A 12512-nucleotide genomic window follows, 5' to 3' on the forward strand; every position below is an offset into this window, starting at 1 on the left:
AATGCGTCTGAAAGATCGTGTCGCCATCGTCGTCGGCGCCGGCCAGAGCCCCGGCGAGGGTATCGGCAACGGCCGCGCCACCGCGCTCACCTTCGCACGCGAGGGCGCCAGGGTGCTGTGCGTCGATCACCATCTCGAATCGGCACAAGAGACCGTCGACTTGATCGCGGCCAAACAGGGCACGGCGATCGCCTTCAAGGCCGACGTCACCAGGAATGCAGACATCAAGGCGATGGTGGCGGATGCGCATCGACGGTGGGGACGTGTCGATATCCTGCACAACAATGTCGGCGTCAGCCTGTCCGGCGGCGACGCCGAACTGCTCGATATCACCGAGGAGGCGTTCGACCGTTGCGTCGCGATCAATCTGAAGAGCTGCATTCTCGCCGCCAAGCATGTGATCCCGATCATGCGCCAGCAACAGAGCGGAAGCATCATCAACATCTCCTCGATGGCCGCGATCACCACTTATCCGTATGTGGCCTACAAGGCGACCAAGTCGGCGATGATCGCCTTTACCGAACAGCTCGCCTACCAGAACGCGCAATACGGCATTCGCGCCAACGTGATCTTGCCCGGGCTGATGAACACGCCGATGGCGGTGGATACCCGCGCGCGCGAATTCAAGAAGACCCGCGCCGAGGTCGAAGCCGAGCGCGACAGCAAGGTTCCGCTGCGCCAGAAGATGGGCACCGGCTGGGACGTCGCCAATGCCGCGCTGTTCCTTGCCTCCGACGAAGCAAGTTTCATCACCGGCGTGACGTTACCGGTCGACGGCGGCGCCAGCGTGCGGCGCGGTTAAGGATTATGGCGCATTGACGCAGTGCAGCACGTCACGATTCGGAACAGTTGAAGGTTTCCAATGACACGATGATGTGACGGCGCATCATTGCACGTCCAAATCCTGACTCGTTGTGGTCGCATGAATTTCATGAGCGGCGGCTATCACGCGCCTTGAGAATGCGAGGAGTCTTTGGACGCCATGAACGACGAAGTCGACTACGATCTGACGCCCGACCAGTGGGAAGTGTTGAAGAACTTGCGCAACTCCACATCCCGGCCACAGCGGATGAATCGATTCACCATTCAAGGCCTGATTGCGCTTGGACTCGTTGCGATCAACGGCGATGTGCCGGTCCTCACGTCAAACGGACGCAAGGTGCTGATTAGAGGCTCATCGTGTCTGCTGCTTGATCTTGCGGCGTAATGTCGCCGTCGTGTCACACCGGCTTCTCGTCATCCGTCACCGGTGATGTGATGACGAGGAACACCAGATCGACCAGGCCGGAATTCGAGATGGCGTGGTCCACTCCGGGCGGCAGGAAAATAAAATCGTGCTTGCGCACGATGTGGTTCTTGCCGGCGATTTCCATCAACCCCTCGCCCTCGAGCACGTGATAGATCTGTTCCTGAATCCTGTGCTTGTGCCGCGCGACATGGGCCATCGGCTGATACATCGAAATCCGGTAGTCGATATGACGCGAGCCCGCCGTCTCCGGCATGACAAGCGGTTTCGACAGTGCGCCGCCAAAATGATTGGGGAACTCGCGCCAGGGCACTTCGGCGATATTGCGGATGAAAGCGCCGTGATCCTCTGATGCCATATGGTGCTCCTCAGTTACCGCGACGATCAGATCACCAGCGCGCCGCCGTCGATATAGACGATCGATCCCGTCGCAAAGCCGTTCGCCATGAACGACAGGATTTGCCGCGCGATATCGTCGCCGATCCCGACCCGGCCGACCGGCAACGCCGCGGCGGTCTTGGCGAGCATATCACGGCGCGCCTCCTCCGGCATCGCGGCGCGGATCGGCGTATCGATCACGCCGGGCGAGACGGCGTTGACGCGCACCGGTGCCAGTTCGAGCGCCAGCGCTTTTGCCAACGATTCGAGCGCGCCATTGGCCGCACTGACGATGGCCGAATTCGGCCGTGGGCGAACGCTGAGGAAACCTGAGACCAATGTCAGCGATCCGCCGGGGCGAATCTCTGCCGATCGCGCCACCCGCCATGCGCCCCAGAACTTGCTTTCCATCGTGGACCGCACGTCGTCCATCGCGACCGTTTTGAACGGACCGGTGCGAAGCTGGGCTGCCGTGACCACGACATGATCGACCGGACCGCAGGCGCGAAACAGCTTAGCGATGCTTTCGTCGCTGGTGACATCGGCCGGGATCGCGATCGCGTTGAGCTTTTCCGCCACCTTGTCGAGGCGCTCGACATTCCGGGACGAAACAATCACGTCGGCGCCCTCGCGCTTGGCCATTTCCGCGGTCGAAAGACCGATGCCGGAGGAACCACCGACGACGACGACTTTCTTGCCTGCAAGCAACATGCGCTCTCCTCAGTTCAAGTCAGACGGGCTGATAGCGGGTGCCGATGCCCGCCTTGCTTTGGCCAAGGCCGGGCAATTCCCAGACGCCGGCGCCCGTGGGGTTGATATCGGCGGCGATATCGACGTCGATCAGATAGGGCTTGTTGGCGGCGATGCCCTTGCGGATGGCTTCACCGATATCGCCGGCGCGATCGACCCGCACGCCCTCGACGCCGCAGGAGCGCGCCATCGCGGCAAAATCCGGATTGTAGCGCTGGCCGGTCACAGGATCGTGGAAGTCGGTCGCCAGTTCGCGGCCGCCGAGATAGCCACGCTGCAGCCCGCGGATCGAGGCATAGGCGTAATTGTTCCAGACCACCCAGACCACGGGCAGATTATATTCGACCGCCGTTCCCAGCACGTTGGCGTGCATGAAGAAGGCGCCATCGCCGCACACGGATACGCAGGGCCGGTCGGGGGCTGCGAATTTCGCCCCCATCACGCCGGCGACACCAAAGCCCATCGGGCCAAAACCCATCGAGCCGATCAGCGAGTCCGGCCGCTTCGGCTTGCAAAAACTCAGCAGCCAATTGTGGTGCACGCCGATGTCGCTGACCAGAATCGCATTCTCCGGCAGCGCCTTGTCGATCTCGAGCGCCGCACGCTGCGGGTTGATCGGCATGGTGTCGTCGGAAAATCCGGGTGCGACGAACTTGTCCCATTCCTGTCGATAGGTATCGATCTGCGCCAGCCATTTTTTGCGGCTGTCGGCCTTTTTGGTCAGATCGGCGCGGCGGTCGAGTTCGGCATGAACCTGCCGCAGGAACGTCCGCACGTCGGCCATCAGCCCGAGCGCGACCGGATAGTTGCGGCCGATCTCCTCGGGGTCGATGTCGACATGGATCAGCCGCGTCGGCGGAATGGTGAAGGAGTAACCGGGGATCCACGAACTCGAGGTGCGATCGTCGAACCGCATCCCCATCGCCAGCAGCACGTCGGCCTGGCGCGTCGCGTGGTTGGCCTGGTAATGACCGGCACGTGCGACGAGGCCCAGCGCCAGCGGATGGTTGCAATCGATCGCGCCAAGGCCGCTGGCCGATGCCGCCACCGGAATCTGAAGACGCTCGGCGAGCTTGAGCAATTCCTCGGCCGCGCCGCCATAGCGGACGCCCTGCCCGACGATCATCACCGGCCGCTCGGCACCGAGCAGCATATCGACCGCCTTCACCACGCCCTCGGGATCGGCGCCGCAGCGGCTGGAGATGTTGGCGTTCCAGGCCTGCGCGTTCGGCGCCTCTTCGGCGGCCGACTCCATGAACACGTCGAAGGGAACATCCAGCACGACAGGCCCCGGACGTCCCGACATCATCGTCTTCCAGGCTTGCCGAACCGCGAGCGGCACCATCTCACCCCGCGTCGGCTGGAACACCTTCTTGCAGTAGGAGCGCACCGTGGAGGGAAAGTCGGCCTGATAGTGCCGATACAATTCCTGAAACGCGCCGCGGTTGAACTGGCTGGTCGGCACATTGCCGGTCACCGCCATGAACGGCACCGAATCCAGGAACGCATTGCCGAGCGAGATCGGCAGATTGGCCGAGCCCGGCCCACAGGAGGTGAAGGTCGCGGTCGGCCGTCCTGACACCCGGTAATAAACGTCGGCCATGAACCCGGCGACGCTCTCATGGTGGACCGAGATGGTCTTGATGTCGTCGGAACGCTCGTACAGCGCATCGATGAACTGGATATTTCCGTGGCCGCACAGGCCGAACACCTGCGGCACCTTCTCCTGGATCAAATAGTCGACGATGACCTGGGCCCCGTTGAGCATATTGCGCGCCATCGGATCACTCTCTCCCTGCTCAACAAACCTGGACGCCGCGTCTTGGTCTGCGCGTCCGACAGGGACGAACCCTATTTCTCATAATACTGTACGTCAATTGCTATTGTGGTATATAGATGGAGAGGCCCGCAGCGGAGCATCGTGCTATTCATTGACGAGGGCAGCCTGATAGAATTCGGCCATGCCCTCCTGGAGACCCATCCGTGAAATCGCGAACCAAGCCGAAGACGAGCGAGAAGCCCGCCACGCCACGCAAGACGGCGGTCGCCCGGCTGGTGCAATCGAACGCGCCCAACATCGACGACGACGCCGAGGAGCGTCAGCGCGGCGGCGTGCAATCGCTCGGGCGTGCGTTTTCGATCCTGGAGGAAGTCGCGCGCCACCGCGAGGGCATCAGCCTCGCTGAACTGAGCAAGCTTGTCGGCCTGCATAATTCCACCACGTTCCATCTTGCCAAGACCCTGGTGACGCTGGGCTACATGCGGCAGGAGCGGGATTCCAAGCGCTATCGCGTTGGCCGGCCGTTGTTCGCGCTCGCCGCCAGCGCGCTCGATGAAATCGAGATGGTCAATCTCGCGACACCCGTGCTGGAAGATCTCTCGCGGGAAACCGGCGAGAGCGGGCATTTTGCGGTCCGCATGGGCGATTCCGTCGTGGTTATTGCCCGTACCAGCGGCTCCGGCGCGTTCCAGCTCACCGACCGGGTCGGCGTGGTGCGGCCGGCGCACTGCACCGCGCTCGGCAAGATCATTCTGGCCTCGCTGCGCCCTGACCAGTTGAAGCGGTTCCTCGAACGTGTCGAATTGAAGCCTTCGACCGGCAAGTCGATCACCGATCCTGCCGTGCTGCTGCGCGAAATTGCGGAAATCCGGCGCAGCGCAATCGCGATCGACGACGGCGAGTACAACGCGGAAGTGCGCTGCATCGCGGTGCCGGTCTATAATTTTACCGGCGACGTGATCGGGGCGCTCGGCATTTCCGGCCCGATCTGGCGGATGTCCGACCAGGTGCTGAAAAGCCGCGCCAAACTGGTGCAAACCGCCGCCGCCCGGTTGTCCGCCGAGTTCGGCGCCCGCGACACCGCGAAGTCCTCCTAACGCCTCTCCCAAAATCGCCTGAAGCGAATCTGCGACGCATTTGGCGTTGACAGGCGCGGCTGTGTCCGGAATTATCCTCCAATAATAAAAGAACGTCTCTCACATCCTCGCATAGCGAGAATCGGAGGCAGGACGTCGTGACGCGCCCCCAGGGAGGAGACCCGCCATGTTCAGCTACAGCCGACGTACTTTGTTGAAGACAGGCGCCGCGTTTGCCGGCGCTTCCGCTCTGGGATTTCCGGCGATCGTTCGCGCCCAGGCAACCCGGATCAAGATCGGCCATCTCGTGCCGCTGACCGGTTTTCTCGGCGCCATCGGCAGCTACGCCCAGCTCGGCGTCAAGCTCGCCGCGGAAGAGATCAATCAGTCCGGCGGCATCATGGGCAAGCAGATCGACCTGATTTCCGAAGACTCGGTCAATCCCGCGACCGCCTCCACCAAGGCCCAGCGCATGATCGAGCAGGATGGCGCCGTGGTGCTGCTCGGCGAAATCTCCTCGGCCTCCTCGCTCACCATCATGCAGGTCGCCGAGCGCAACAAGAAGGTGTTCTTCTCGACCGGCGCGCGCTCCGACGCGCTGCGCGGCAAGAACTGCAACCGCTACTCATTCCACTGCGACATTCCGAACACCGTGATGGTCAATGCCGTCGGCACCGCGCTCAATCAAAAGGGCATGGTGAAGGGCAAGAAATTCTTCACGCTGACCGCGGACTACATTTTCGGCCACGATCTGCTGAAGGCCGCAAAAACCTTCTTCGACGCCAACGGCTCTACGCTGGCCGGTGACGAACTGATCGCGACCGACGTCACCGATTTCAGCCCCTATCTGCTGAAGGTGCGGCAAGCCAAGCCGGACGTAGTGTGCTGCAACCTCGCGGGCAACCAGGTTACCAACCTCGTGAAGCAATATGCCGAGTTCGGCTTCCCCTACCCGCTGGTCGGCTTCAACCTCAACACCGGCGACGCCTGGGCCGCCGGCGAAGGCAATCTCAGCGGCACCTGGCCGACCGTCTGGTATCACACGCTCGACAATCCGGCCTCCAAGGCCTTTGTCGCCGCCTTCACCCAAAAATACGGCAAGCCGCCGGAGAACCACGCCTGGATCGAATACGTCACGCTCAAGCTGCTGGCGCAGGCGATCAACGAGATCAAATCGACCGAGAGCGACGCGCTGATCGCGCATTTCGAAAAGCAGACCGAGTTCGACATCATGAAGGCGCGCAAGGGCTATTTCCGCTCCTGGGACCATCAGCTGGTGCAGGAAGCCTATCCGTTCACGGTGAAGCCGAAAGCCGAGATGAAGGACAAGTGGGACATGCTCGCGCTTGGTGATGCCGTGCCGGTGGCGGCAGAGCCGCTGGAGAAAATCTATCCGACCAAGACGCAGAATCCCTGCGAGATGAAGGCCTGACGCTTCACGCGTTAGCTTCGTTGGCGTCAGCGGCGCCGGCACTGAAAAGCCGGCGCCGTTTTTGTCTAGGGCAATCACATGCAATTCGCGTTCTTGCTGGAACAGGTGGTGAATGGCCTCGTGCTCGGGGGCTATTATCTCCTGATCGCGCTCGGGCTGTCGCTGATCTTCAGCGTCGGCGGCGTCGTCAATCTGGCGCATGGCGCGTTCTTCGCGCTGGGCGCCTACGTCTCCGTCGAGATCACCAAATATCTCGGCTTCGGCTCCGCCGTCGTGCTGTCGCCGATTGCGGTGGCCATGCTGGGCATCCTGTTCGAGCGTTACATCCTCCGCCGTTTTTACACCGCTGATCCGATCCTGAGCCTGCTGGTGACGTTCGGGCTTGCGATGGTGGCCGAACAGGCGATCCGCATCATCTGGGGGGCGCCGCCTATTTCGGCGGCGATCCCGCCCGCGCTGCGCGGCTCGGTGTTCCTCGGCGACTTCCTGTTTTCGCGATACCGCCTCCTCATTCTCGCCGTCGTGATCGGGGTGCTGGTCGCTGTATGGCTGCTGCTGCACAAGACTTCCTTTGGCCGCGTGGTGCGGGCCGGCATCCAGCGACCGGACATGGTCGCCGCGCTCGGCATCCGGCTGCAGCCATACATGACCGCGATCGTGATGCTCGGCGTCGGCATGGCCGCACTCGCCGGCGCGTTCTTCGCGCCGATCACGATCGTGCAGCCGGCGATGGGCGCCGACATCATCACGGTCGCCTTTGTGGTTGTGGTGATCGGCGGCCTCGGCAGTTTCTGGGGCGTGGTGATCGCGGCCCTGCTGGTCGGCGTGGTGCGCGGCATCACCATCCATTTCGAGCCCGCCGCCGGCGAGGCATCGATGTACGTCCTGATGTTCGTGGTGCTGCTGGTGCGGCCGCGCGGACTGTTGGGCGAGCGTATCGAGAAATTCGAATGAAGCTGTCGCCTGCCTCGAAATACCGGCCGCTGCTGCTGGCGTCCCTCGCGCTGATCGCGCTGCCGTTCGGCATGCAGGCGCTCGGCCTGTCGCACAACACCGGCACCATGGTGGTGGCGCTGGCGATCGCGACCATGGGGCTCAATCTCTGCGTCGGCTACACCGGCCTGGTCTCGTTCGGCCACGGCACCTGGTTCGGCATCGGCGCCTATGCGGCGGGCCTGATCCAGCTCAACTGGTTCCCCGGCTCGATCTGGCTGCCATTGCTGTTGTCGCTGGTCGTGGTGGCGGTCGCCTCCGCGGCCGTCGGCGTCGTTATCCTGCGCCGGCGCGGCGTCTACTTCTCGCTGCTGACGCTGGCGCTGGCGGCTCTCGCCTACACCACTGCCTTCCGCTGGACCAGGGTCACCGGCGGCGAAGACGGCCTCGGCGGCCTGAAGCGCGGCAGCATCGGCGCCTTCGATCTCGACAACGCGCTCAATTATTACATCGTGGTCGCCGTGCTCAGCCTCGGCGTGCTGTATCTGTTGCTGCGGTTGGTGCGCTCGCCGTTCGGCCATGTGCTGGTGGCGATCCGCGAAAACCAGTTGCGCGCCACCTTCCAGGGCTATCCGGTCGAGCGCTACAAGCTCGGCGTCTTCGTGATCTCCGCGGTGGTGACAGGCTTTGCCGGCGGGCTGATCGGATTCCAGAACTACCTTGTCTCGGCAGAGGCGGTGTCGGTGCCGTTCTCCGGCGAACTGCTCGCGATCGTCGTGATCGGCGGCATGCGCAGCATGCTGGGACCGGCGCTCGGCGCATTGTTCTTTATTCTGTTCCGCGAATTGTTTTCGATCTGGACATCCGACTGGCTGCTGTGGTTCGGGCTGATCTTCGTCGCCTTCGTGCTGTTCTCGCCGGACGGGCTGGTCGGCATCTGGGCGCGCCTCAGCAAACGCTGGTGGCCCGCGCCGGAGGAATCCGCGGCGATGAGCCGGCGCAAGATCTATGACGGCCTGCCGTTGCCGGCCTTCCTGATGCCGAAGGGGCTCACCGGCACCGTGCTGGAAGTGAATGGCGTTTCCAGGAGCTTCGGCGGCATCCGCGCCGTCCACAATGCGAGTCTGACGGTCGGCGCCGGTGAAATCCATGCGCTGATCGGCCCGAACGGCGCCGGCAAGACCACGCTGTTCAATCTGGTCTCGGGGCTGTTTCCGACCGACAAGGGTACCATCAAGCTCAATGGCCGCGAGATCCAGGGCGTGCCGTCCGACCTGATCTGCCATCAGGGCCTGGCGCGCTCGTTTCAGATCACCAATCTGTTCAAGGGCCTGTCGATCTACGAGAATCTGCGGCTGTCGCTGCAGGCGCAAAGCGACATGCGCTTCAATTTCTGGCGCGACATCGACAGCTGTGAGAGCATCCACGCCGAGACCGCTGAGCTGATCAAGTTCCTCGGCCTCGAGGGCATCGAGACCATCGAAGGCGGCGAACTGTCCTATGGCGGGCAGCGGCTGGTCGATCTCGGCATCGCGCTCGGCTCGAAGCCGCAGGTGCTGCTGCTCGACGAGCCGCTGGCCGGCCTTGCCGCCGCCGAACGCGAGCGCGTTTCGAATCTCGTCAAGAACGTCGCCGCCAATATCCCCGTGCTGATCGTCGAGCACGATATCGACCGCGTGCTCGGCTTCTCGCACTCCGTCACCGTGATGAACCAGGGCAAAGTGCTGATGACCGGTCCGCCCAGTGCGGTGCGGGCCGACCGCCGGGTGCAGGAAATCTATACCGGCACCGGCGTTCCCGAAGTGGAGCACAGCCGCACCGACGAAGCCAGGGAGAGCGCGGCGCAGGTTCTGCGTTTCGAAGGCGTCAACACCTTCTACGGCAAGAGCCACATCCTGCACGACGCCTCGCTCGACGTGCGCGAAGGCGAAATCGTCGCGCTGCTCGGCCGCAACGGCGCCGGCAAGTCGACGCTGCTCAAGACGCTCGCCGGATTGGTGCCGCTGTCGTCGGGCACGATCGAATATGCCGGCACCGATATCGCCCGTTTGCCGGCTCCCGATATTGCCCGCATGGGCATCGGTTATGTGCCGCAGGGCCGCGGCCTGTTCGCGGGCATGACCGTGCGCGAAAATCTCTCGCTCGGACGCCTGGCACGCAAGACCGACGGCAGCAACGGCGTGGTCTGGGACGAAGCGCAGATCCTGCAGTATTTCCCGCGCCTGGCCGAACGCATGGACGTTGCGGCGGACTATCTCTCGGGCGGCGAGCAGCAGATGGTGGCGGTGGCGCGCGCGATGTCGGGCAACGTCAAGCTGCTGCTGCTCGACGAGCCCTTCGAAGGACTGGCGCCGACCGTGATCCTCGAACTGTTCAGGGTGTTCGACCAGTTGCGGCGCCACACCTCGATTGTGATCGTCGAGCACAATCTCGATCTGGTGCTGGCGCTGGCCGACCGCGTCTTCGCGCTGGAGCGCGGCGCGGTGTTCCATCAGGGACCGGCCGCGCCGCTGCTGACTGATCTTGAGTACCGGAAGAAGATTCTGTGGCTGTAACCGACGGAGGCAATGATGCGACGTTTGATGACGACGGCGATAGCCGGCGCAGCGGCCCTGTTCGCGCACCATGCAAGCGCGGCCGACAACCAGATGACGATCGCCGTGTTCACCAAGAATTCGACCAACCCGGCCTATGAGGCCTTCCGCATTGCCGCCGACCAGATCGCGCGGAGCACCGGCGCAAGGGTCGTGCACTTCGTGCCGAAGCAGCCTGACAATGTCGACGAGCAGAAGGCGATGGTGGAGCAGGTCATCAAGGACAAGCCTGACGCGATCATCTTCATTCCGGTCGACGACGTCGCGATGATTCCTTCGGTGAAGCAGTTGAACGAGGCCAAGATTCCGGTGGTGCTGGTCTCCAATCCGCTGCCGGGCAATTTTGTGACCTATGTCGGCGCCGACGATTTCGAGATCGGCTATCGCGAGGCGCGCTATCTGTTTGAACATCTCGGCGGCAAAGGCAAGATCGTCGTCATCGAGGGCACGCCGGCCGCCCCCACCAACCGCGAGCGGCTGCGCGGTTACCAGCGCGCCTTCGGCGAATTCCCCGGCATCGAGGTGCTGGGCTCGGCGGTCGGCAATTACCAGACGCCCGACGCCAGGCGCGGAATGGAGAAGCTGCTGGCCGAGCACAAGCAGATCGACGCGGTGCTGTCGGCCAATGACAGCATGGCGCTCGGCGTGCTCGATGCGCTCAAGAGCGCCAGCCGGACCGCTGTTGTGATCGGCATCAACGGCATTCTGCCGGCCGTGAAGCAGATCGAATCCGGCGGGATGCTCGCAAGCGTCGACTTCAACATGTTCAAGATCGGCTGCACCGCAACGCGGGCGGCGGTGCGTCATCTCAAGCGCGAACCCCTCCCGGAGAAGGTGATGCTGCCGGCCGAAGTGATCGACAAGACCAACTACAAGGCGTGGCTGGTGCCGGTCGATCAGCGCACCTGCCCGGAATGGAGCGACGTCGCGCGCCAATAGCCGGTCGTTTCTAATGCTCGTCCCGCCGGTTGCGCGCGATGATTTCAGCGGCACCCTTGTCGAGCAATTCCAGGCCAACGGCGCGGCCGAGTTCGCGGGGGCGGTCCGCCGCCGCCGTCCGCGACGCCTCGATGAAGCGCGAACCGGTTTCGTCCAGCACCGCGGCCGTGAGCGTCATGTCGTTGCCTGAAATGGTCGCATGACCTGCGATCGGCGAGTTGCAATGGCCGTTCAACACCCACAACACCTCGCGCTCGGCCTCGGCGCAGAGCCGCGAGGACAGGTCCTCGATGCCGGCCAGATACCCGCGCGTGACCCAGTCTTTCTCGACGCATTCGACGGCGACGATGCCCTGGCCGACCGACGGCAGCATTTCGTGAACCGAAAAATCATGGGCAATGCGCGACGTCATGCCGATGCGTTCGAGGCCTGACCGCGCCATCACGAGCGCATCTGCCGGCCCGACCTCGCCGCCGTCGGGAAGCCGCTGCATGTCGCCGCGATCGAGTTTTGCAATCCGCGTATCGGCGGCACCGCGGTAATGGATCACGGTAACTTCGGGAAACAGCCGGCGCAGATAGGCGGCGCGGCGCACCGCGTTGGTGCCGATCTTGAAGCCCTTGCCGCGCGAGGCCCTGAAAGTTTCCAGCGACAGGCCCGGACGCAGCACCAGCGAATCATTGGCGGCATCGCGCGGCAGTGTCGCTGCGATGACGAGGCCGGGCGTCTCCTCGTTGCCGGGCACATCCTTCAGCGAATGCATCGCGGCCTGCAATTCGCCGGCGCGCATGGCCTGGCGGATTTCGGCGACGAACGCGCCGCCCTTGCCGCCATGGCGCAGCAGCTTGCTGGTCTGGTCCTGATCGCCGCGGGTTTCGAATTTGATGATCTCGACGTTCAGCCCCGGATTGGCCGCGCGCAGCAGCCGCGCGACCTCATCCGTCTGCGCCAGCGCCATCACGCTCTTGCGCGTGCCGATGCGTAGGGGTTGGTCTGGCACAGGGGCTCCGTTTCGAGGCGATCAATGGGTGGGGGATTAAAGCAAAGGGGCGGGTAAGACAATCCGCCTTCGCCCGTTGGGCTACGGCGGGACAGGCGGATTCTGCACCGCGGCGGCGCGCCTCCACACCGCTGTGATACCCCGCGCAGGCGGGGTATCCAGTACGCTGCGGCTTCTCGGTTCTATCATCAGCGTCTCTGGGATACTGGGTCACCCGCATGCGCGGGTGACGACAATTGAATGTGTGGCCGCGTTCTCGCGACGCATTGCGCCCGAGGTTTGCCAAAAACTTCCCGCCCTCTCATTGAGAGGGCGCAGGGAAGACCGGGTGCGCGCTGCACCCGCGGTCCCGTGTGCGGTTTGCACTAAGTAGGCTGCACACGA

At 63.5% G+C, this 12512-nt stretch carries 11 protein-coding genes; 7 read left to right on the forward strand and 4 right to left on the reverse strand.

Annotated elements, in window-relative coordinates; genetic code table 11:
* The first annotated feature begins 1 nt into the window (after position 1).
* Together JQ609_RS29665 and JQ609_RS29670 are read left to right on the forward strand one after the other, a co-directional pair.
* A complete protein-coding gene (locus JQ609_RS29665; RefSeq protein WP_212276310.1) occupies positions 2-802 on the forward strand; it encodes an SDR family NAD(P)-dependent oxidoreductase in 801 nt (266 codons plus the stop codon).
* A gap of 180 nt (positions 803-982) precedes the next feature.
* A complete protein-coding gene (locus tag JQ609_RS29670; protein WP_212276311.1) occupies positions 983-1207 on the forward strand; it encodes a hypothetical protein in 225 nt (74 codons plus the stop codon).
* Between the two features lie 13 nt (positions 1208-1220).
* On the opposite strand, the gene JQ609_RS29675 is transcribed toward JQ609_RS29670, so the two are convergent.
* The 3 genes from JQ609_RS29675 to JQ609_RS29685 are packed head-to-tail and all read right to left on the reverse strand — an operon-like array spanning position 1221 to position 4154.
* Positions 1221-1604, reverse strand: a complete 384-nt coding sequence (locus JQ609_RS29675; RefSeq protein WP_212276312.1) for a cupin domain-containing protein — start codon at positions 1602-1604, stop codon at positions 1221-1223.
* Positions 1605-1630: 26 nt separating this feature from the next.
* Positions 1631-2335, reverse strand: coding sequence for an SDR family oxidoreductase (locus tag JQ609_RS29680; RefSeq protein ID WP_212214209.1), 705 nt, complete (start codon positions 2333-2335; stop codon positions 1631-1633).
* Positions 2336-2354: 19 nt separating this feature from the next.
* A complete protein-coding gene (locus JQ609_RS29685; protein WP_212276313.1) occupies positions 2355-4154 on the reverse strand; it encodes a thiamine pyrophosphate-binding protein in 1800 nt (599 codons plus the stop codon).
* 203 nt (positions 4155-4357) lie between these two features.
* On the opposite strand from JQ609_RS29685, the gene JQ609_RS29690 reads away from it, so the two are divergent.
* From JQ609_RS29690 to JQ609_RS29710, 5 genes are all read left to right on the forward strand, one after another.
* On the forward strand, positions 4358-5251 hold the full coding sequence (locus tag JQ609_RS29690) for an IclR family transcriptional regulator (protein WP_212214214.1): 894 nt from the start codon (positions 4358-4360) through the stop codon (positions 5249-5251).
* A gap of 166 nt (positions 5252-5417) precedes the next feature.
* Positions 5418-6662: an ABC transporter substrate-binding protein gene (locus JQ609_RS29695; RefSeq protein ID WP_212276314.1), complete on the forward strand. Its 1245-nt coding sequence runs from the start codon at positions 5418-5420 to the stop codon at positions 6660-6662.
* Positions 6663-6740: 78 nt separating this feature from the next.
* Complete coding sequence (locus tag JQ609_RS29700; RefSeq protein WP_192735166.1) at positions 6741-7616, forward strand: branched-chain amino acid ABC transporter permease; 876 nt, start codon at positions 6741-6743, stop codon at positions 7614-7616.
* Complete coding sequence (locus JQ609_RS29705) at positions 7613-10150, forward strand: branched-chain amino acid ABC transporter ATP-binding protein/permease (protein WP_212276315.1); 2538 nt, start codon at positions 7613-7615, stop codon at positions 10148-10150. The genes JQ609_RS29700 and JQ609_RS29705 overlap by 4 nt, the downstream gene beginning before the upstream one ends.
* Before the next feature lie 15 nt (positions 10151-10165).
* Positions 10166-11128 (forward strand): sugar ABC transporter substrate-binding protein, encoded by a 963-nt coding sequence (locus JQ609_RS29710; protein ID WP_212276316.1) that lies wholly within the window; start codon positions 10166-10168, stop codon positions 11126-11128.
* Between the two features lie 10 nt (positions 11129-11138).
* On the opposite strand, the gene hemC is transcribed toward JQ609_RS29710, so the two are convergent.
* Positions 11139-12128 (reverse strand): hydroxymethylbilane synthase, encoded by a 990-nt coding sequence (gene hemC, locus JQ609_RS29715; protein ID WP_312014911.1) that lies wholly within the window; start codon positions 12126-12128, stop codon positions 11139-11141.
* Positions 12129-12512: the final 384 nt, after the last annotated feature.

Origin of the sequence: Bradyrhizobium sp. AUGA SZCCT0169, from assembly GCF_018130085.1 — a bacterium.
GTDB lineage: Bacteria > Pseudomonadota > Alphaproteobacteria > Rhizobiales > Xanthobacteraceae > Bradyrhizobium.